This window comes from Paraplanobispora takensis (assembly GCF_016863195.1).
Classification (GTDB): Bacteria; Actinomycetota; Actinomycetes; order Streptosporangiales; family Streptosporangiaceae; genus Planobispora; species Planobispora takensis.
This window is the reverse complement of sequence record NZ_BOOK01000073.1, coordinates 1-19,994: the sequence shown is the minus strand read 5'-3', so window position 1 is coordinate 19,994 and position 19,994 is coordinate 1. Positions and strand designations below refer to the sequence as shown.

Sequence of the window (19,994 nt, the reverse complement as noted above, 5' to 3'; positions counted from 1 at the left end):
TCACAGTTCCCGCACGAGCCAGACGATCCCGGGAGGTCCGCTCTCCGGCTCATCGTACTGATATGTCACCTGTGTCCCCACCGTTCTCGCGGCCCTTCCGCCGGCGCGGTTCTCCCAGGTGGAGGCGGGTGACTCCGCGGCGGCCCCGACCGGCTCCCGGGTGAACCCGGCGGCGGCGAGCAGCGCGGGCAGGCCGCCGTTTTCCGAGGGAGACGGGTCACCGTTTCCGGAGGGCGCGAGGCAGCGCACCCGCCGTACTCCGTCGGCGCGCAGCTCGGTCAGCAGGTCTCCCAGCAGCCGCCGCGCCAGGCCCCTTCCCCGGTACGGCGTGCTCACGGCCAGGGCCCGCAGCCGGGCGGTCCGCTCTGTTCTGGTCCGCTCTGTTCTGGTCCGTTCTGCTCTGGTCCGTTCAGCTCCGGTCCGCTCCGGCCCGGCGCCCCCTCCCGCGTCCGGTTCCCCGCCGCCCGGCCCCATCGCGACCAGGGCGGCGGCCACCGGCGGGGCGGACAGGGGACCCGCAAGATCGACCAGCACGTACATGCGGCAGCGGGCGGCCGACACCTCCCGCAGGACCTCGTCGAAGACCGGGCCGAGCAGGCCCGCGCCCGCCGTGCCCGCGTGCGCCGGGACCTCCCGCAGAAGCAGGGTGCTGGGCGGCTCGGGCGGAAGTGGCGACGACATTCCCGCAGCATCGGACAGCCGGCTAGGAAACGACTAGGACCCCACCCGGGACCTCACCAGGAGATCGGCGGGGCGGGCGGCGCAGTCCCCATCCGCGCACCCGGCCGCGAACACGCCGTACGGCACCGGCCCGTCGTACGACACCGCCGTGCGCTGGGCCCCAAGCGTTCCACCAGTCCCGCTCAGGAGATGTCCCAGCCGATTCCTAGCCGGGGGTGCGAGAACTGAACGGCCGGTCCGACCGGCCCGACCATCCCTCAGCACCAGGAGAAGAACCATGACCACCCACCCGACCGCCACCCTCGCCGAGACCGGGCTGCGGGCCCTGCGCGGGCAGGTCGCCGGACCCGTGCTGGCTCCCGGCCAGGACGGCTTCGAGGAGGAGGCCGCGGGGTTCAACCTCGCCGTCCGGCACCGTCCCGCCGTCGTGGTGGGCGCGACCGGCGCCGGGGACGTCGCCGCCGCGATCCGCTTCGCCGCCGGCCGCGGCCTGCCCGTGGCTGTGCAGGCGACCGGTCACGGCGCGGTCCAGGCGGCGGACGGGGCGCTGCTGATCACCACGTCGCGGATGCGGGAGGTCACCGTCGACCCGTCCGCCCGTACCGCCACCGTCGCCGCGGGCTGCACCTGGGCCGAGGTCGTCGCCGCCGCGGCCCCGCACGGCCTGGCTCCGCTCAGCGGCTCGTCCTCCGGGGTCGGGGCGGTGGGCTACACGCTGGGCGGCGGTCTCGGCCCGATCGCGCGGACCTTCGGCTTCGCCGCCGACCACGTACGGGAGATCACCGTCGTCACGGCGGACGGAGAGGTGCGGGTGGCCGACTCCGGCCGCGAGCCGGACCTGTTCTGGGCGCTGCGCGGCGGCAAGGGCAGCTTCGGCGTGGTGACCTCGATGACCGTCGACCTGTTCCCGGTGACCTCCCTGTACGGCGGCGGCCTCTACTACGCCGCCGAGGACGCCTCCCGGGTCCTGCACGCCTACCGGACCTGGACCGGCACGCTGCCCGAGTCCGTCACCACCTCGGTGGCGATGCTCCGCCTGCCCCCGCTGCCCGAGCTCCCCGAGCCGCTGCGCGGGCGCTTCGTGGTCCACCTCCGCTTCGCCTGCCTGGGCGACGACCGGCAGGCCGAGGCCCTGCTCGCCCCCATGCGCGAGGTGGCCCAGCCGGTCTTCGGCGCCGTGGGGCGGATGCCGTACAGCCTGATCGACACCGTCCACGACGACCCGGTGGACCCGATGCCGGCCTGCGAGCGCGGCACCCTGCTGCGGGAGCTGACGCGGGAGACGGTGGACACGATGCTGGCGGTCGCCGGCCCCGACGCCGAGGTGCCGCTCGCCGTCGTGGAGCTGCGCCAGCTGGGCGGCGCCCTGGCCCGCGAGCCCAAGGAGCCCAACGCCGTCGGCGGGCGGGATGCGGCCTTCTCCCTGCTGGTCATCGGTGCCCCGGTGCCCGAGCTGATGGCCGTGGTCGTCCCCGGCTGCGTCCAGGCGACCGTCGACGCCCTGGCCCAGTGGTCGACCGGGGGCGCGCTGCTCAACTTCCAGGGCGGCGCGATCGAGCCCGAGCGGCTCTCCCGGGCCTGGCCGGAGCCGGTGCTGCGCAGGCTCGCCGGGCTGAAGGACCACTACGACCCGGCCCGGATGTTCCGCTTCGGCCACGTGGTCCCGCGCGTGTGACCCGGCCGTTCCCAGGTGTGGCCCGTGGTGGCGGGGCCGCCCGTGGGGTGTGTCCGCGGTGGGGCGCGGGCGTCGCCCACCCGGGCTGCGCCGCCCGCCGTACCCGCCTCCGGCCCCAGGGCTTACCCGCCTGGCCGTCCCACACCCCGGTCGCGGGCCTTCACCCCTCCGGGCCCGGGGCGATGACCGGGCGCAGGGCGTCCAGGACCGAGGCGTCCTCGATCGTCGAGGGCACCGGCTCGTCGGCGCCCTCGGCCATGCCGCGCATGGTCTTGCGCAGGATCTTTCCCGAGCGGGTCTTCGGCAGGGCCGGGACGACGTCCACCCGCTTCAGCGCGGCCACCGCCCCCACCTCCTCGCGCACCGCCCGGACCAGTTCGGCGCACACCGTCCGGGGATCGGCCTCCACCCCGCTCTTGAGCACCACGAAACCGCGCGGCACCTGACCCTTCAGCTCGTCGGCGACCCCGATCACGGCGCACTCGGCGACCGCCGGGTGCGCGGCCAGCACCGCCTCCATCGACCCGGTCGAGAGCCGGTGCCCGGCCACGTTGATCACGTCGTCGGTGCGGCCCATCACGAACAGGTAGCCGTCCTCGTCCAGGTAGCCGCCGTCGCCGGTCAGGTAGTGGCCGGGGAACTGCGACAGGTACGAGCTCACGTAGCGCTCGTCGTCCCGCCAGAGCGTGGGCAGCGTGCCGGGCGGCAGCGGGAGCCGCAGGCAGATGGCACCCTCCTGGCCGGGGGCGCAGTCGCGGCCGTCGGGGTCGAGGACCCGCACGTCGTAACCGGGGACGGGCACGGTGGGGGAGCCCGGTTTGATCGGCATGGGGTCCAGCCCCCGCAGGTTCGCCGCCACGGGCCAGCCGGTCTCGGTCTGCCACCAGTGGTCGACCACCGGCACGCCCAGCTTCTCCGAGGCCCAGTGGTAGGTGTCGGGGTCCAGGCGCTCCCCGGCCAGGAACAGCGTCCGCAGCGACGAGATGTCGTACTTGCCGAGCAGGGTCGCGGCCGGGTCCTCCCGTTTGATCGCCCGGAACGCGGTGGGCGCGGTGAACAGCGTGCTCACCCCGTGCTCGGAGATCACCCGCCAGAACGCGCCCGCGTCCGGCGTGCCGACCGGCTTGCCCTCGTACAGGACGCTCGTGGCGCCCAGCAGCAGCGGGCCGTACACGATGTAGGAGTGGCCGACGACCCAGCCCACGTCCGAGGCCGCCCAGAAGACCTCTCCCGGCCGGGCGTCGTAGACCTCGCGCATGCTCCACAGCAGCGCGACCGCGTGCCCGCCGTTGTCGCGGACCACGCCCTTGGGCAGGCCGGTGGTGCCGCTGGTGTACAGGATGTAGAGCGGGTCGACGGCCCGCACCGGCACGCATCCGGCCGGTTCGGCGGCGGCCACGGCCTCGGCCCAGTCGAGGTCCCGGCCCGGGACGAGCTCGGCGGGGGCCTGCTCGCGCCGGAGGATCACGCACCGCTCGGGCCGGTGCGCGGCGAGGTCGAGCGCGGCGTCGAGCATCGGCTTGTACGGCACCACCCGGCTCGGCTCGATCCCGCAGGAGGCCGAGACGATCACCTTGGGCCGGGCGTCGTCGATCCGGATCGCCAGCTCCCTGGGCGCGAACCCGCCGAACACCACCGAGTGCACCGCGCCCAGCCGTGCGCAGGCCAGCATGGCGACGACGGCCTCGGGCACCATCGGCATGTAGATGACGACCCGGTCGCCCCCGGTCACGCCCAGGTCCCGCAGCACCCCGGCGAACCGGGCGACCTCCGCCAGCAGCCCGGCGTAGGTGAGGCGGCGGACGGTCCCGGTGACCGGGCTGTCGTGGATCAGCGCCAGACGCTCGCCGTAGCCCGCCTCCACGTGCCGGTCCAGGGCGTTGAAGCAGGTGTTGAGCTCCCCGTCGGGGAACCAGCGGTGGAACGGGGGATCGTCGCGGTCCAGGACCCGGGACGGCGCGGTGCTCCAGGCGACGGCCTGGGCGGCCTCTCCCCAGAAGCTTTCGGGGTCGGCGATGCTGCGGGCGAAGACGTCGGCGTACGGCACCAGGCCATCATGCTCTCCGCCAAGCGCTTGGTCGAGATGCCTGGCCGGCCGGTGGGAGCGGGTCCGGTTCCCCCGGCTCGTCGGGTCCGGGTTCCGGCTCAGCGGGTCCGGCTCAGCGGGTCCGGCTCCCTCCGGTCGCCAGGTTCGGGCTCTCCGGGTTCGGTCCCCTTCAGCTCAGCGGGAGCGTCTCACCGGCCAGATCGGCCGCCCAGGGCGGGTCGGCCCCGGCGACCGAGCAGGTCAGCGCGGCGACCCTGGCGGCGAAGGCGGCCGCCTCGACGGCCTGGGCGAGGGTGAGGCCGTCCAGCCGCCCGCCGAGCAGACCCTGGACGTGCAGCCGGTGCAGCAGGCCGGCTGTGAAGGAGTCGCCGGCGCCGACCGTGTCCACGACCTTGGTGGCGGGGGCGGGCACCGTGGCCGACCGCCCGTCCAGGGAGACGAGCGCGCCCTGCGGGCCGCGTGTCACCACGACCAGGCGGGCGCCCGCGGTGTGCCAGGTCTCGCAGACCTGCTCCACGGGCTCGCCGGGGTGGATCTTCTCCAGGTCGTCGTCACTCAGCTTGACGATGTCGGCCAGCGCGCACCATCGGGGCATCCGCGTCCGGTAGACGGCCGGGGCGACGAGGGCGGCCCGCACGTTGGGGTCGATCGACACCGTCGCCCGCTCCCGCACGCTCTCCAGCAGTTCCTCGACGTGCCCGGCCCCGGGCGCGCGGACCAGGGCCAGGGAGCCGGTGTGCAGGCAGGCCGCCCGGCCGACCCGCCCGGTGTCCAGCTCCTGCGCGCTCCACTGCCAGTCGGCGCCGCCCTCCGCGTGGAAGGAGTATCCGGCCTGCCCGGCCGCGTCGAGGGTGGCCACCGCCAGCGTGCTGGGCTCGTCGGCGCTCACGCAGCCGCTCAGGTCGACCCCGGAGGCCTCCAGGTGGGCGCGGAACAGACCGCCGAAGGAGTCGCGGGAGATCCGGGCCAGGAACCGGGTGGGGGTGCCCAGGCGGGCCAGGGACACCGCGGTGTTGGCCGGCCCCCCTCCGGGCAGCACGCGCAGGGTCAGCTCGTTCGGGCCCGCGCTCCCGATCGGGAAGGCGTCCGCGACGCACTCGCCGAGCACGGCGACCTGGGTGGAGGGCATTGGCCTGCCTTTCTGGGGAGAGACGTCTCCGAGCACGGGATCCATGGTGCCCGCTCGTTACGGCGAAGAGGCATTGACGTTTCCTCAAACGGAGTTCATCATCGCATCGCAAGGGATGTCAACGTTGACATATGTCAACGTTGACATCACCCGCCCCCCGGGAGAACCAGGAGTCATCTCATGTCTCGTAGTACTCGCGCGGCCGGTGCTCTCAGCGCCTGCGCGATAGTCGCCACCATCGCCCTCGCCGGTTGCGGCGGCGGAGGCGACAACGCCGGCCAGGCGGACGCGATCAAGGTGGGACTCATCACCAAGACCGAGACCAACCCCTTCTTCGTCAAGATGAAGATCGGCGCCGAGGCCGCCGCCAAGGCCGACGGCGCGGAGCTGATGACCGCCGCGGGCAAGTTCGACGGCGACAACGCCAGCCAGATCACCGCGATCGAGAACATGGTCGCCGCCGGGGTGAAGGGCATCCTCATCACGCCCAGCGACTCCAAGGCGATCGTGCCCGCCGTGCAGAAGGCGCGCTCGGCCGGTGTCCTGGTCATCGCGCTGGACAGCCCGACCGAGCCGCAGGAGGCCACCGACGCGCTGTTCGCCACGGACAACTTCAAGGCCGGCGAGCTCATCGGCCAGTACGCCAAGGCCACGATGGCGGGCAAGCCCGCCAAGATCGCGACCCTCGACCTCGCCCCCGGCATCGCGGTGGGGCAGCTGCGCCACGACGGCTTCCTCAAGGGCTTCGGCATCCAGGAGGGCGACCCGTCCGTGGTCTGCTCCCAGGACACCGGCGGCGACCAGTCCAAGGGACAGACCGCGATGGAGAACTGCCTGCAGAAGGCCCCCGACATCAACCTCGTCTACACCATCAACGAGCCCGCCGCGCTGGGCGCCTACACCGCGCTGAAGGCCAAGGGGCGCGAGAAGGACGTGCTCATCGTCTCGGTCGACGGCGGCTGCGTCGGCACCAAGGCCGTGCAGAGCGGTCAGATCGCCGCCACCTCCCAGCAGTACCCGCTGAAGATGGCCGAGCAGGGCGTCAAGGCCGTCGTCGACTACGGCAAGAGCGGCACCAAGGTCTCCGGCTACACCGACACCGGCGTCACGCTGATCACCGACAAGCCCGCCGGCGGCGTCGAGGCCGAGGACACCGAGTTCGGCCTGCAGAACTGCTGGGGGTGAACATGACCGCGACGATCACCCCTCCCAAGCCGCCCGAGGCGGCCGAGCCCTCGCTCGCCCGCCGGCTGCTGACCACGCCGACGGTGGGACCGCTGGCGGCTCTGCTGCTCGCCTGCGTGTTCTTCTCCTTCAACAGTGACCAGTTCCTCACCGGCGGGAACTTCTCTCTGATCATCCAGCAGGTGATGGTGGTCGGCACGCTGGCCATCGGCCAGACGCTGATCATCCTCACCGCCGGGATCGACCTGTCCAACGGCGCCATCATGGCCTTCGGCGGCATCCTGATGGCCAAGCTGGCCGCGGAGGGCACCGTGCCCCCGCTGGTCGCGATCGCGCTCGGCCTGCTGGTGTGCGCGGGGTTCGGCGCGGCCAACGGGCTGCTGGTCACGCTCGTCCCGCTGCCGCCGTTCATCGTCACGCTGGGCATGCTCAACGTGGCCTTCGCGCTGACCCACATCTACTCGCAGGACCAGACGGTCACCAACCTGCCGGCGCCGCTGACCGCGCTGGGCGAGACCTTCTCCATCGGCGACACCCGGGTGACGTACGGCTCGCTGCTGACGATCCTGCTGTTCCTGCTGTTCGCCTACCTGCTCGGCCAGACGGCCTGGGGCAAGCACGTCTACGCCCTGGGCAACAGCCCCGAGGTGGCCAGGCTCACCGGCATCAGGACCGGCCGGCTCACCGTCGGCGTCTACACGACCGCCGGGTTCGTGTACGGCATCGCCGCGCTGCTGCTGGTCTCCCGGACCGGCGTCGGCGACCCGCAGGCCGGCCAGACCGACAACCTCGACAGCATCACCGCCGTGGTGCTGGGCGGCACCAGCCTGTTCGGCGGCCGGGGCCTGGTGATCGGCACCCTGATCGGCGCGCTCATCGTGGGCGTCTTCCGCAACGGCCTGCAGCTCATGGGGGTGGCCTCGATCTACCAGACCCTGATCACCGGAATCCTGGTCATCCTCGCCGTCACCGTGGACCAGCTCTCCCGCAGGAGGATCCGATGACCGACGCCCCCTCCGCCCCGACCCCGCCGGCCGAGACCGCTCCGGCCTCCCCCGCCGGGACCGCCCCGACCCCGCCGGCCGAGACCGCTCCGGCCTCCCCCGCCGGGACCGCCTCGGCTCCGCCCGCCGAGACCGCGCGGACCCCGGTGCTGCAGGCCCGCGGCCTGGTCAAGCGCTACGGCCACGTGACGGCGCTCGACGGCGTCGACTTCGACCTGATGGCGGGCGAGGTGCTCGCCGTCATCGGCGACAACGGCGCGGGCAAGTCGAGCCTGATCAAGGCACTGACGGGCGCGCTCCAGCCCGACGAGGGCCAGATCATGCTGGACGGCAGGCCGGTGCGCTTCCGCGACCCCCTCGACGCCCGCAGGCTCGGCATCGAGACCGTCTACCAGGACCTGGCCGTGGCGGCCTCGCTCGACATCGCCAGCAACATGTTCCTCGGCCGCGAGGCACGCCGGCCCGGCTTCCTCGGCCGCGTCTTCCGCCTGCTCGACCACCGGCGGATGCGCGAGGAGTCGGCCCGGCACATGGCCGACCTCAAGATCGGCCTGCGGTCCCTGACCCAGCCGGTGGAGTCGCTGTCCGGAGGCCAGCGCCAGGGCGTGGCGGTGGCCCGGGCGGTGGCCTGGGCCAGGCACGTGGTGGTGATGGACGAGCCGACCGCGGCGCTGGGCGTCAAGGAGTCCGGACAGGTGCTCGACATGATCCGCCGGGTCCGCGACCGGGGCCTGCCGGTGGTGCTGATCAGCCACAACATGCCGCACGTGTTCGAGATCGCCGACCGGATCCACGTGCAGCGGCTCGGCCGCCGCGTCGCCCAGATCAGGCCCGGCGAGCACAGCATGGCCGAGGTCGTCGCGATCATGACGGGCGCGCTGCAGCTGGACGCCGACGAGCAGGCCGTGGTGGCCGACAAGGAGGCGGCGCGGGCGATCGGCCTCACGTGATCCCCGGTCCGGGGGGCCGGCCTCGCGTGGCCCTCGTCCCCGGTCCGGCGGCCCCCTCGGGTCGCCTGGCCGGGGTGGGAACCCCCGCCGGCCAGGTGCGGGACCGTACCGGAGAAGAACGATCACGGTCTAGCCTGGTCCCGACCGAGCGGCTCCGACGAGAAGAACGGTGGTCCATGTCCAAGGCTCGCCGCGCGACCATGAGTGACGTGGCCCGGGAGGTCGGGGTCACGGCCAAGACCGTCTCCCGCGTGGTCAACGACGACGGCCCGGTGGCGGCCGAGACCCGTGCGCGCATCCTGGAGGCCATGGGCAAGCTCGGTTTCCAGCCGAACCTCATGGCGCGGAACATGCGGGTCGGCGCGCGCGACTCCACGGTGGGGCTGGTCATCCCGGACATGGGCAACCCCTTCTTCGGCACGGTGGCCGGCGGGGTCGAGAGCGCGGTGCGGGCCCGGGGGCTGACCCTGATCGTGGGCTCCTCGGAGGAGACCGCCGAGCGGGAGCGCTCGCTGATCTCCACCTTCCTGGCCCGGCGGGTCACCGCGCTGCTCATCGTGCCCTCCGCCGGAGGCGACCACCGCCCCCTGCGGGCCGAGCGGGCCGCGGGCCTGCCCGTCGTCTTCCTGGACCGCCTGGCCGGCGGCCTGACCGCGGACTCCGTGGTCAGCTCCAACCGGGAGGGGGCGCGCGCCGGGGTGGCGCAGCTGATCCGCCACGGTCATCGCAGGATCGCCTTCATCGGTGACCTCCCCGCCCTGTACACCCGGCGTGAGCGCTTCCAGGGCTACCGCGACGCGCTGGCCGAGGCGGGCATCCCCTTCGACCGGGACCTGGTGGAGATCGGCCACGATCACGAGGCCGCGGCGGCCGCCGTGACCCGGCTGCTCGACGGGCGGGAACCGGCCACGGCCGTCTTCGCGGCCAACAACTTCGCCTCGACCGGCGTCATCCTGGGCCTGGGCAGGCTCGGCCGCCGGGAGGTGGCCGTGGTCGGCTTCGACGACCTCCCGCTGGCCGAGGTGCTGGAGCCCGCGCTGACCGTGGTGGCCCAGGACCCCGCGGCCATGGGCAGGGCCGCGGCGGAGCTGATGATGGCCCGCCTGGACGGCGAGCGCTCCAAGGCCAGGACCGTCGTGATCCCGACCCGCCTGATCACCCGCGGATCGGGGGAGATCCCGCCCCCCTGAGCGGGAGAAACAGGAGAGCGCACCCGCTTCACCCGGCACGCCCCGAGCTCCGGCGGCCCCCTGAATCCGACGCTCCCGGCGGGCCTCCGAACGAGGACGGGACCCGCTCTCCGCGGGCCCCGCGAGGGGGAGACGGGGCCCGCCGGCTTTTCACAGGGGGGTGGCGGGCCCCGTCTCGCCGGGCGGGACCGTGATCGCGATGAATCCGGTCCCGCCCGGGACGCCGCGCGGAGGAGGCGCGCGGCGACGCGCGGTCAGCAGCTCAGGTTGCCGCCGGGGGTGGTGCCCAGGATCTGGACGAACTTCTGGTAGGAGGCGATCCGGCTCTGCACCTGGGCGGGGTTGCGGCCGTTGCACTCCAGGCTGCCGTTGATGCTGCGGATCGTCTCACCGAAGCCGCGGCCGTTGACCATCGCGTTGTGCGGGGTCATCGTGCCCGGGCCGCTCTGGGTGTTCCAGTACCACAGGGCGGTCTTCCAGGCCACCGCCGCGTCGGTCTGCACCAGGTTCGGGTTGTTGAGCAGGTTGATGCCGAGCGCGTCGCCCGCCGCCTTGTAGTTGAAGTTCCAGCTCAGCTGGATCGGGCCGCGGCCGTAGTAGGCCGACTGCCCGGCGGGGCAGCCGTAGGACTGGCTGCGGTCGCAGTAGTGCGAGTAGTTCGCGGTGTTCTGCTCCACCACGTGGACCAGGCCGCCGGTCTCGTGGTTGACGTTGGCCAGGAACGCGGCGGCCTCCTGCTTCCTGACGGTGTCGCTGCCCGTCTTGGCGAAGCCGGGGTAGGCGCTCAGCGCCGCGGTCAGGCCCTTGTAGGTGTAGAAGGAGTTCCGGTTCGGGAACATCTGGTTGAACTGCGCCTCGCTGACCACGAAGCCCGACGGGGCCGGGTCGGTGGGCGGCGGCGTGGTGGGAGCCGGGGTGCTGCCGTTGCAGGCGTACGGCTCCCAGTACCACGTGCTGATGACCGGGTCGTAGCCCGGGTTGTCGTGCTCGGCGCGGTAGAGCTTGCCGTCGGTGTACCTGACGACGGCGCCGGTGGCGTAGAACCTGCCCGCGACCCAGTTCGGGTGGGAGCAGCCGGTGGAGGGGGACGGGGCCGGGGCCGTCGACCCGCCGCAGGCGCCCTTGTCCGCCCAGACGCCGGAGCCGGAGGCGCCGGGCGCCTCGTTCTGGGTCCACCACTTGGCCGACCAGTTGCGGCCCTTGTAGGAGACGCCCGCGCCGCCCTGGTACGCCTTCGTGGAACTCCAGGCGGTCGCGCAGTCGGCCGCCGACGCCGCCGACGCCGGTATGACGGCCGCCAGCGCGCCCGTCACCGCTACACCCGCGAGAGACGCAAGGATGCGCTGCCTCGACACTCGATCACTCCTCTGTGCGGCACAACGGCCGTGGGGAAGGGGGAACCGTACGGTCGAGATGGTGGCAGGGGCGGGCTTAACACCGCCTTAAGTGATCCTTTGGCTCTCCATATCGCTCGCCGGTGCGGGGTCCGCCCGGCCGGTCTCCACGGTGACCGCGCCGGATGAGCCGTCCACGGTGACCTCCTGACCGGTGGTGATGTGCTCGGTCGCGCGGGCCACGCCGACCACCGCCGGGATGCCGTACTCGCGGGCGACCACCGCGCCGTGGGAGTTGGCCCCGCCCATCTCCATCACCAGGCCGCCCGCGGTGAGGAACAGCGGGGTCCAGCCGGGGTCGGTGGAGGGGCAGACCAGGATCTCCCCGGGCTCCAGGTGCGCGCCGACCGGGTCGAGGACCACCCGGGCGCGCCCGGTCACGGTCCCGGCCGAGGCGGGGGTGCCGGTCAGGGCCCCGTCCGCGGTGACCGGGGCGGCCACGGCCTCGGGCTCGGTGCCGTCCGACAGGACGACCCGCGGCACGTGCCTGCGGCGTCCCTCGCGCTCGTGCTCCTCGCGCCGCCCGGCGACGAGCGCGCGCAGGTCGGCCCCGGCGGGCCGGGAGGTCAGCGCGTCGCGGACCTCGCGCGTGTTCAGGAAGAAGACGTCGCCGGGGGAGTCGAGCAGGTCACGGGCGACGAGCTCGGCGCCGATGATCTTCAGTTCGGCGCGCGCCGCGGCCAGGGCCTTGACCATGAGGAACTTGGGCAGCTCTCGCAGGCCCGCCAGGGACCGGGCGCGGCCGAGGGCGAAGCGGACCAACCGCCCGCGCAGCCCGCCCACGCGGGCGGCCAGGGCGCGGACCGTCGTGACCGCCTCCTGGGCCCCCTTGGCGAACAGGACGTCCGGCGCCAGGGCCGGATCGTCCAGGCGCAGGTAGTTGGCCAGCACGCCGATGACGTAGGCCGGGTCCTCCGACCACCGGGGCACCCCGAGGTCGATCTCCGCGACCGCCCGCGCGCCGTACACGCGCAGGAACTCCCGCAGGCCCTCGTCCACCACGACCGGCAGCGTCCTGGCGTGGAACCGCTCGGCGAGCTCGGCCGCGGGGGCGTCCAGCAGCAGCGCCGCGGCCTTGTCGTCCTCGCGGATGCGGGTGGCCAGGCGCCACAGCGCCAGGTCCATCTCGGTGGTCACGTTGTGCGGGAGGCCGCGCAGGACACCGGTCAGCTCGCCGGGCCGCGCCCGATCGCCCAGCAGGCCCCAGGCCAGGCCGAGCATGGCGAACCCGGCCGCCGCGCCCGGCAGGATCCTCGGCACGAGCGGGAAGACCTCCGCGGCCAGCAGCCGCTCGACGTGGTCGAGCCGCTCGATCGGGGTGGCGTCGTGCGGGGAGGCGAGCCTCGCCCGCAGGGTCGCCTCCACCTGAGCGGCCTGCCGGTGCGCCGACTCCGGCCGCACCAGGGCCCGTACGGCGCGCGGGGGGATGCGGTAGCGCATCCCGAGCCGCGCGACCCGGCGCAGGGCGGGCCGCGGGGAACGGTAGATCATGTCGAAGCGGGGGTCCCGGGCCAGCTCCCGCAGGATCACCGCCGACCTGGTCTCCATCACGTCCAGCACCCGGGGGAAGAACGCCAGGCCGACCCGGCTGCGCACCACCCCGGTGGCGTCGAAGAACATCCGCCCGCCCGCCTCGGCGAACTGCGGGGCCCCGGCGCGCCTGTCGGCGACGGGGACGCCGCTGTACAGCTCGGCCGCCGCCGACGACACCAGCCGGAAGGCCTGCATGCCCATCGGGGTCAGGGGCTGGAAGACCCCCTGCGCCACGCTCATGCAGAAGTAGGCGCGTGTGCCCTCGACGGACTGGGAGGCGGAGTGCCGGGGGATCGGGAAGAGCGTGGTGATCGGGCGGGACTGGGTGAGCCACAGGACGCCGTCGCCGTCGACGGCCCACTCGGTGTCCTGCGGCGTCCCGTAGTGCTCCTCGACCCGGCCGGCCAGCGCGGCCAGCGCCCTGATCCGGTCGTCGGTGAGGCACGCGCTCTCCGCCGTGTCCTGCGCCGGGATCTCGACGTGCTCCACGCCGCCCCCCTCGACGGGCCGTACGGCCAGCCGCTTGTCGCCCAGGCGCCGCTCGGTGATCACCGAGGTGGCGATGTCCACCACGAAGTGGTCGGGGTTGACCGCGCCCGAGACGACGGCCTCGCCGAGCCCCGGACTGGCGTCGATCACCGCCTCGTGCCGGCGCCCGGTGACCGGGTTGGCGGTGAACATCACCCCGGCGACCTCCGAGCGCACCATCTCCTGGATCACCACGGCGAGCCGTACGGCGCGGTGGTCGATCCCGTTGGCGGCCCGGTAGGCCACGGCCCGGTCGGTCCACAGCGAGGCCCAGCACCGCCGGACCCCCTCCAGTACGGCGTCCCGGCCGACGACGTTGAGATAGGTGTCCTGCTGCCCGGCGAAGCTGGCGTGCGGCAGGTCCTCGGCGGTGGCCGAGGAGCGCACCGCGACGGGGCCGTCCGGCGCGCCGTCCCGCACGGCCGCGGCGACCTCGTCGGGCACCGGGGCGTCGAGCACGATGGCGCGGGCCGTGGCGGCCAGCTCGTTGAGCGTCCGGGTGTCGGTGGCGGAGGTCACCTGCAGGGCGTCGAAGACCGCGTCGAGTCCGGCCGCCCGCTCGGTGACCCTCCGGTAGGCCTCGGTGGTCACGCACAGGCCCGGCGGGACCGGCAGCCCGGCGGCGGTGAGCACGCCCAGGTTGGCGGCCTTCCCGCCGACCAGCGGCAGCATCCCGGCGTCGATGTCGCGGAAGTCGAGGATCAGTGGAGCATTCATGGCATGCCTCCTTGACTCGACGATAAGTCTCCCGGCATTAAATCAACAAGTGATGAGATTCTCTTCCCGGATGACGTCGCGGGGTGGGCCGTGTCAGTCGGCGGGGCGCAGGCGCACGCAGCACAGGCCCGGGGCGGGGGCCAGGCGCGCGCTCAGGCCGGCGGCGCCCAGGCCCCGCAGGAGCCCGTCGAGCAGGTGCAGGTTCATCCCGCACACCAGCTCCGTGTGCTCCCTGGCCAGGAGGTGGAAGGGGCAGTTGCGCAGCACGATCTCGCCGTCCTCGGTGCCGGGCTCGTAGCCGTGGGCCCGCAGGGCCTCCAGCACGGCGTCCGGGTCGGCGGCGTCCGCCGCCCGCTCGGGTTCCCCTGCCGCGCGGTCGTGCTCCCGGCCGAGCTCCCGGCCCAGCCGGAGGGCCTGCCGCTCCAGGACGGCACGGGGCGACTCGCCCGAGCGTTCGGCCTCCTGCAGGGCTCCGGCCAGCAGCCGTCCCGCCAGGTCGTAGTGGCGTTCGGGCACGGAGACCGCGACGTCGCACGCCGCCCGCCGGTAGAGCTTGGCCGGTCTGCCGGCGCCGGGCCCGCTGCGGCCGGTGCGCCGCTCGAAGACGACGTCGAGCAGCGCGCACGCCGCGAGCCGCTCCAGGTGGAAGGCCGCGGTGGTGCGGGGCAGGTCCAGGGCCTCGGCGACCTCGTCGCGGCTCATCGGCTCGGGGCCCGCCGCCACGAGGTCGTACACCTGCCGCCGCGTCGGCTCGTCGAGCGCGGCGACGGCGGCGATCCCGGCGGCCCTGCGCCGTCCGGCGCCGGCGTCCCGCCGCCCCTGCTCCTGCGCGCTCTGCAGCCCGGGACGCGCGTCCCGTCGACCGCGTTCCTGTGTGCCCTGCCGCTCGGGATCCTCCATGTCTCCAGTCTATAGACAACATTCATTGACGAAATCGGGGGTGAGGTCTAGCGTTCTAACTGAAGCGAATCCTGTTTTTAGAAGGAGGGGCACCATGAGCTCCGATATCTCGGCCACCGGTTCCGCGAACCGCGCCGCCATGTCCGACCCCGGCTACCGGGCCTTCCTGCTGCTGCGCGTGGTGTTCACCGCGGCGCCGATCCTGTTCGGCCTCGACAAGTTCCTCGGCCTGCTCACCGACTGGCCGGAGTACCTGGCCCCCTGGATCGACGGCGTCGTCCCCGGCACCGCCGAGCAGGCCATGTACGCCGTCGGCGTCATCGAGATCGTCGCCGGGATCACGGTCGCGGTGATCCCCCGGTTCGGCGGCTGGCTCGTCGCCGCCTGGCTGGCCGGGATCATCGTCAACCTGCTGACCGTGCCCGGCTTCTACGACGTCGCCCTGCGCGACTTCGGCCTCCTCGCCGGCGCGGTGGCGCTGGCCCTGCTGGCCTCCCGATACGCTCCCGCCCGGCGCTAGGGCTCTTCATACTGGGGGATGCGGGGGCGACACCGGCATCCCAATCGGACGGGAGATGGTCCCATGGCCACCGAGCAGACGTTCGTCATCGTCGGAGCAGGCCTCGCCGGCGCGAAGGCCGCGCAGACCCTGCGGGAGGAGGGGTTCGAGGGCGGCGTCACGCTGATCGGCGCCGAGCCCGAACGTCCCTATGAACGGCCCCCGCTGTCGAAGGGCTATCTCCTCGGCAAGGAGGAAAGGGCCGCGATCCACGTCCACGACGAGGGCTGGTACCGCGACAACTCCGTGGAGCTGCTGCCGGGTCAGACGGTCACCGGCCTCGACCGGGGCCGTCACGAGGTCGAGCTCCAGGACGGCAGGCGGATCGGCTACGGCAAGCTGCTGATCGCCACCGGCTCGTCCCCGCGCCGTCTCGACGTGCCGGGCGCCGACCTGGAGGGCGTGCACTACCTGCGCACCGTCGGGGACTCCGAACGGCTGCGCGAGGCCCTGCGCGGCGGCGACAGGTCGGTGGTCGTGGTGGGGGCCGGATGGATCGGGCTGGAGACCGCCGCCGCGGCGCGGGAGTACGACTGCGAGGTGACGGTCGTCGAGCCGCGGCCCGTCCCGCTGGAGGCCGCGCTCGGCCCGGAGATGGGCGCCTTCTTCGCGGGCGTGCACCGGCGGCACGGCACGGATCTGCGGCTCGGCACGGGAGTGACCGGCTTCGCCGGCGAGGGCCGGGTCGAGGCGGTGGTCACCGACGCCGGTGACGAGATCCGGGCCGACATGGTGATCGTCGGCGTCGGCGTGCGGCCCGACGACGAGCTCGCCCGCCGGGCGGGCCTGCCGGTGGACAACGGGATCCTGGTCGATGAGGCCCTGCGCACCGACGATCCCGACGTCTACGCCGCCGGCGACGTGGCCAACGCGTTCAACCCGTTGTACGGCGAGCGGATCCGGGTGGAGCACTGGGCCAACGCGCTCAACGGCGGACCGGCGGCGGCCAGGTCCATGCTCGGCCGGGAGGTCGTCTACGACCGGGCACCGTACTTCTTCACCGATCAGTACGACGTCGGGATGGAGTTCTCCGGCTGGTTCGCCCCGGGAGGCTACGACGAGGTCGTCGTCCGGGGGGACCTGGAGGGACAGGGGTTCCACGCCTTCTGGCTCTGCGGCGGCCGGGTCGTGGCCGGCATGCACGTCAACCGCTGGGACGAGGGCATCACCCCCGTGCAGGAACTGATCCGCGACGGTTCCCCCGTCGACCGCGCCCGCCTGGCCGATCCCTCCGTCCCCTTCCCCGACCTCACGAAGGCCTGACCGCCCCGGCGGGGGCGGGAACCTTCCGCCGATCTCGGGTGTACAGGTGGTTGTGGCATCGAGACTGATCTCCGCCGTCGCCGTACTGGCCTTCGCGGCGTCCGCCTGCGCGGCCGATCCCGCCGATCCCGCCCCGCCCGGCCCCGCGCGGGCCTCCGGAGCGGCGCCCGGCGCCACGGCCGCGCCGGATCCCCTGGAGCGGCTGCGCCGTCCCTGGGCGACCGCGCCGCTCCGGCCGGGGGAGCCGTGCCCGGTCACCACGGAGAGCAGGAGCCCGGATCCGGCGTTCGGGCCGGTCCGGGGCATGGGGCCGGTCGGGCCGGTGGGACTGGATCCGGGAGGGGTTCTGCGGTATTCGGTCCCCGAGTCCGGTCAGGGCTGGGGGGACTGGGACTGGGGTTGGCAGAAGGTGATGTGGGCGGTCGACCCCGCGGTGACCACCCCCGTCCTGGTGCGCGGCCGGCGGCTCGACGGCCCGGGCGAGGTCGGGTTCGACGATCCCGTCGCGCGGGAGCTCGTGCTCGACCCGGAGCGGGACGCCGCGCCGGGCGGCTGGCGGGACCACCCCTCCGCCACCCGGGTGCGTGCTCCGGGCTGCTACGCCTACCAGGCCGACACCGATCAGGGGTCCTTCACGGTCGTCTTCCGCGCCGTCGGACCGGTGATGACCCCCGCCCCGGGCCGAGCACGGGAGGGGCAGGAGTAAGGCCGAGTCCGATTGGTGGCATAAGATGGCATATTGGTGCGTTCTGAACGGATGCATGCAATGACCGCAAGGCGGCCGCTATAAGCGGTATCTACCCCGGTCGAAGCCCACCATGACGGTGCGCTCCCGGACCGGGCAGCGCTCCGTCTGGACTCGGACGGAGACCCCGATGAAGTCTTACCTCGCCGTGCTCGGCTCTCCCGGAGCCTGGCGTTTCCTGGCCCCCGCCTTCCTGGCCCGCCTGCCGTACGCCATGTTGCAGCTCGGCATCCTGCTGCTCGTGCAGTGGTCCACCGGATCGTACGGCGCCGCGGGCGTCGCCTCCGCGGCGGCGGCCGTCACGCAGGCGCTGGTGGGCCCGCAGACCGGGCGCCTGGCCGACCGTTACGGACAGGCTAAGGTCCTGCTGCCCCAGGCCGCCGTGCACGCCGTCGCGCTGAGCGCCCTGCTGGCGCTCGCCTCGGCCCACGCCTCCGTCCCCCTGCTGGTGGCCGTCTCGGCGCTGGCCGGCGGCTCGATGCCGCAGGTGGGATCGATGGTCCGGGCCCGCTGGGCGCACCTGCTGGGCCGGTCGGAACGGCTGGGAACGGCCTTCGCCCTGGAGTCGATCACCGACGAGCTGACCTTCACCCTCGCCCCGGTGCTGCTGGTGGCGGTCTCGACCGGCTTCTCGCCGGTCTGGGCCCTGTCGGCGGCACTGGTCATGGTCGTGGCCGGAACGCTGATGTTCGCGGCGGTCCGCGAGGGCGCCCCCGAGCCGATGCCGGTCCTGGTCCGGTCCCAGGGCGGCGTGCTGCGGTTGCGCGGCGTGGCCGTGCTCGCGGCCGCCTTCGTCGCGCTCGGCACGGTCTTCGGCAGCCTCCAGGTCGGCATCACCTCGACCACCGCCGCCCTCGGCCAGGCCGGCGCGGCCGGGCCGGTCTACGCCGCGTTCTCCGGTGCCAGCTTCGTCGGCGGCATCCTCTACGGCGTCGTGCGCTGGCGGACGGGCGTGGCCAACCGGCTGGCGGGCGCCGTCGCGCTGCTGTCCGCGGCGACGGTCGCCCTGAGCTTCGCCGGGTCGATCCCCCTGCTGTACGGCGCCGCCGCCATGGCCGGGTTCGTGATCGCCCCGGCGGTGATCACCGGCTACACCCTCGTCGAGCGGCTCGTCGCGGCAGAGGTCAGGACTGAGGCGTTCACCCTGCTGAACGGCGCGATCGGCCTGGGCATCGCCACCGGCGCGGCGGTCGCCGGCCAGCTCGTGGACCGCTTCGGCTCCACCTTCGCCTTCCTCGTCCCGCCGGTGACCACCGGCCTGGCCGCGCTGCTGGTGCTGTCCTTCCTGCGCAGCCTGCGCCCCGCGAAGGACGTCTCCCGCGACCGCGAGCCGGTCACGGCGTCGGCGGCCTGAGCCCGGCCGATCACCTCGCGTCCGGGCGGCGGGCCCGGACGCGGGAGGGTCAGGCGCGGGCGGCCTGGGCGGCGCGGCGGGCCTCGCGGCGCTCGACGAACCGGGAGGCGGTGGCCTCGGTGCGGGCCAGGAACTCGGCCAGCTCCTCGCGGGCCTTCTCGCCGTCGGCGTCGAGGTCCTTCAGGTCGAAGACGGCCCACTGGCGCAGCACCGGCATGAGCACGTCGTCGAGGTGCAGGCGCAGGTCGTAGATCCCGGCGTTGGCGATGACCAGGGCCTTGCGGGTGAAGCCCTCGATGCCGGTGCCGGGCATCTGGAAGGTGGTGACCACGTCGGTCACGGCCCGCATGGTCTGGCTCGGGGTGAGCTCGAAGGCCGCGTTGAGCAGGTTGCGGTAGAAGAGCATGTGCAGGTTCTCGTCGGCCGCGATCTTGGCGAGCAGGCGCTCGCAGTTCGGGTCGCCGGAGGCCCTGCCGGTGTTGCGGTGGGAGATGCGGGTGGCCAGTTCCTGGAAGGAGACGTAGGCCAGCGAGTGCAGCACCCCCTCGTAGGAGTTGGAGAAACCCTCGCCCATGTGGTTCATCCGGGCCCGCTCCAGCGCGACCGGGTCGACCGCCCGGGTGACCGTCAGATAGTCGCGGATGGCGGTGCCGTGCCGGCCCTCCTCGGCCGTCCAGCGGTGGACCCACGTGCCCCACGCCGCGTCGCGGCCGAAGGTGGTGGCGATCTCGTGGTGGTAGCTCGGCAGGTTGTCCTCGGTCAGGAGGTTGACGATGAGGGAGATCCGCGCCTCCTCGGGGATCGCCGAGTCGGTCTCGGACCAGGCCTCGCCGCCGAATATGCCGTCGTAGTCCCGCCCCTGCGACCACGGGATGTACTCGTGCGGGAACCACTCCTTGGCGACTTTGAGGTGTCGGTCCAGCTCGCCGGCCACGACGGGCTCAAGCTCGTGCAGCAACTCGGTCTGACTGAACTCGCGCATAGGTTCTCCCTCGCAGACTACGCAACCGTAACCTACGTTAACGTAGGTAGGAGCTCCAGCCGTAAGTGTGATTGACCCTATTAATTGGCGTCAGGTTTGTGGTGTTCCCACTTGTGGCGCTCCGGAGGGGACTGTCCTCGAACGCCCGAACGCGTATT

Annotated in this window: 16 protein-coding genes; 9 read left to right on the top strand and 7 right to left on the bottom strand. The window is 73.3% G+C overall.

The features are described 5' to 3' along the window. Positions 1–681 carry a GNAT family N-acetyltransferase gene (locus tag Pta02_RS37810; protein ID WP_203879840.1) on the bottom strand — a complete coding sequence of 227 codons (681 nt, stop codon included), beginning with the start codon at positions 679–681 and terminating at the stop codon, positions 1–3. A 277-nt stretch (positions 682–958) separates the two neighbouring features. Between Pta02_RS37810 and Pta02_RS37805 the strand changes: the two genes are divergently transcribed. Beyond that, the gene (locus Pta02_RS37805) at positions 959–2,356 is read left to right on the top strand and encodes an FAD-binding oxidoreductase (RefSeq protein ID WP_203879839.1); all 1,398 of its coding nucleotides are present in this window, start codon (positions 959–961) and stop codon (positions 2,354–2,356) included. Between the two features lie 160 nt (positions 2,357–2,516). Here Pta02_RS37805 and Pta02_RS37800 read toward each other — a convergent pair whose 3' ends face one another. Together Pta02_RS37800 and Pta02_RS37795 are read right to left on the bottom strand one after the other, a co-directional pair. Continuing rightward, positions 2,517–4,403 carry a propionyl-CoA synthetase gene (locus tag Pta02_RS37800; protein WP_239131541.1) on the bottom strand — a complete coding sequence of 629 codons (1,887 nt, stop codon included), beginning with the start codon at positions 4,401–4,403 and terminating at the stop codon, positions 2,517–2,519. 169 nt (positions 4,404–4,572) lie between these two features. Then, on the bottom strand, positions 4,573–5,532 hold the full coding sequence (locus Pta02_RS37795; protein WP_203879838.1) for a carbohydrate kinase family protein: 960 nt from the start codon (positions 5,530–5,532) through the stop codon (positions 4,573–4,575). Between the two features lie 180 nt (positions 5,533–5,712). Between Pta02_RS37795 and Pta02_RS37790 the strand changes: the two genes are divergently transcribed. The 4 genes from Pta02_RS37790 (at position 5,713) to Pta02_RS37775 (ending at position 9,861) form a co-directional block, all read left to right on the top strand. After that, positions 5,713–6,717, top strand: coding sequence for a sugar ABC transporter substrate-binding protein (locus tag Pta02_RS37790; RefSeq protein WP_203879837.1), 1,005 nt, complete (start codon positions 5,713–5,715; stop codon positions 6,715–6,717). A 2-nt stretch (positions 6,718–6,719) separates the two neighbouring features. Beyond that, entirely contained in the window at positions 6,720–7,721 is a 1,002-nt protein-coding gene (locus Pta02_RS37785; protein ID WP_203879836.1) for an ABC transporter permease, read from the top strand. Beyond that, positions 7,718–8,671: an ATP-binding cassette domain-containing protein gene (locus Pta02_RS37780; RefSeq protein ID WP_203879835.1), complete on the top strand. Its 954-nt coding sequence runs from the start codon at positions 7,718–7,720 to the stop codon at positions 8,669–8,671. Before Pta02_RS37785 ends, Pta02_RS37780 begins: the two co-directional genes overlap by 4 nt. A 176-nt stretch (positions 8,672–8,847) precedes the next feature. Further along, complete coding sequence (locus tag Pta02_RS37775; RefSeq protein WP_203879834.1) at positions 8,848–9,861, top strand: LacI family DNA-binding transcriptional regulator; 1,014 nt, start codon at positions 8,848–8,850, stop codon at positions 9,859–9,861. 254 nt (positions 9,862–10,115) lie between these two features. Here the strand turns inward: Pta02_RS37775 and Pta02_RS42125 are convergent, their stop codons facing one another. From Pta02_RS42125 to Pta02_RS37760, 3 genes are all read right to left on the bottom strand, one after another. Then, a complete protein-coding gene (locus tag Pta02_RS42125; protein ID WP_275423652.1) occupies positions 10,116–11,174 on the bottom strand; it encodes a glycoside hydrolase family 19 protein in 1,059 nt (352 codons plus the stop codon). 129 nt (positions 11,175–11,303) lie between these two features. Further along, the gene (locus Pta02_RS37765) at positions 11,304–14,033 is read right to left on the bottom strand and encodes a PEP/pyruvate-binding domain-containing protein (RefSeq protein ID WP_203879832.1); all 2,730 of its coding nucleotides are present in this window, start codon (positions 14,031–14,033) and stop codon (positions 11,304–11,306) included. A gap of 93 nt (positions 14,034–14,126) precedes the next feature. After that, complete coding sequence (locus Pta02_RS37760; protein WP_203879831.1) at positions 14,127–14,933, bottom strand: helix-turn-helix transcriptional regulator; 807 nt, start codon at positions 14,931–14,933, stop codon at positions 14,127–14,129. Between the two features lie 94 nt (positions 14,934–15,027). Between Pta02_RS37760 and Pta02_RS37755 the strand changes: the two genes are divergently transcribed. The 4 genes from Pta02_RS37755 (at position 15,028) to Pta02_RS37740 (ending at position 18,854) form a co-directional block, all read left to right on the top strand. Further along, positions 15,028–15,453: a DoxX family membrane protein gene (locus tag Pta02_RS37755; protein ID WP_203879830.1), complete on the top strand. Its 426-nt coding sequence runs from the start codon at positions 15,028–15,030 to the stop codon at positions 15,451–15,453. A gap of 63 nt (positions 15,454–15,516) precedes the next feature. After that, the gene (locus Pta02_RS37750; RefSeq protein WP_203879829.1) at positions 15,517–16,755 is read left to right on the top strand and encodes an NAD(P)/FAD-dependent oxidoreductase; all 1,239 of its coding nucleotides are present in this window, start codon (positions 15,517–15,519) and stop codon (positions 16,753–16,755) included. Between the two features lie 52 nt (positions 16,756–16,807). Next, positions 16,808–17,461 (top strand): hypothetical protein, encoded by a 654-nt coding sequence (locus Pta02_RS37745; protein WP_203879828.1) that lies wholly within the window; start codon positions 16,808–16,810, stop codon positions 17,459–17,461. Between the two features lie 169 nt (positions 17,462–17,630). Then, positions 17,631–18,854, top strand: a complete 1,224-nt coding sequence (locus Pta02_RS37740; protein WP_203879827.1) for an MFS transporter — start codon at positions 17,631–17,633, stop codon at positions 18,852–18,854. A gap of 49 nt (positions 18,855–18,903) precedes the next feature. Here Pta02_RS37740 and Pta02_RS37735 read toward each other — a convergent pair whose 3' ends face one another. Next, entirely contained in the window at positions 18,904–19,836 is a 933-nt protein-coding gene (locus Pta02_RS37735; RefSeq protein WP_203879826.1) for an acyl-ACP desaturase, read from the bottom strand. Between the last annotated feature and the right edge of the window lie 158 nt (positions 19,837–19,994).

Bases quoted from the DNA above. Each gene is read 5' to 3' on its own strand.
- Pta02_RS37790 (WP_203879837.1), top strand. From the start codon at position 5,713: ATGTCTCGTAGTACTCGCGCGGCCGGTGCTCTCAGCGCCTGCGCGATA.
- Pta02_RS37785 (WP_203879836.1), top strand. From the start codon at position 6,720: ATGACCGCGACGATCACCCCTCCCAAGCCGCCCGAGGCGGCCGAGCCC.
- Pta02_RS37780 (WP_203879835.1), top strand. From the start codon at position 7,718: ATGACCGACGCCCCCTCCGCCCCGACCCCGCCGGCCGAGACCGCTCCG.
- Pta02_RS37735 (WP_203879826.1), bottom strand. From the start codon at position 19,836: ATGCGCGAGTTCAGTCAGACCGAGTTGCTGCACGAGCTTGAGCCCGTC.
- Pta02_RS37750 (WP_203879829.1), top strand. From the start codon at position 15,517: ATGGCCACCGAGCAGACGTTCGTCATCGTCGGAGCAGGCCTCGCCGGC.
- Pta02_RS37740 (WP_203879827.1), top strand. From the start codon at position 17,631: ATGAAGTCTTACCTCGCCGTGCTCGGCTCTCCCGGAGCCTGGCGTTTC.
- Pta02_RS37805 (WP_203879839.1), top strand. From the start codon at position 959: ATGACCACCCACCCGACCGCCACCCTCGCCGAGACCGGGCTGCGGGCC.
- Pta02_RS37795 (WP_203879838.1), bottom strand. From the start codon at position 5,532: ATGCCCTCCACCCAGGTCGCCGTGCTCGGCGAGTGCGTCGCGGACGCC.
- Pta02_RS37775 (WP_203879834.1), top strand. From the start codon at position 8,848: ATGTCCAAGGCTCGCCGCGCGACCATGAGTGACGTGGCCCGGGAGGTC.
- Pta02_RS37810 (WP_203879840.1), bottom strand. From the start codon at position 681: ATGTCGTCGCCACTTCCGCCCGAGCCGCCCAGCACCCTGCTTCTGCGG.
- Pta02_RS37765 (WP_203879832.1), bottom strand. From the start codon at position 14,033: ATGAATGCTCCACTGATCCTCGACTTCCGCGACATCGACGCCGGGATG.
- Pta02_RS37755 (WP_203879830.1), top strand. From the start codon at position 15,028: ATGAGCTCCGATATCTCGGCCACCGGTTCCGCGAACCGCGCCGCCATG.
- Pta02_RS37760 (WP_203879831.1), bottom strand. From the start codon at position 14,933: ATGGAGGATCCCGAGCGGCAGGGCACACAGGAACGCGGTCGACGGGAC.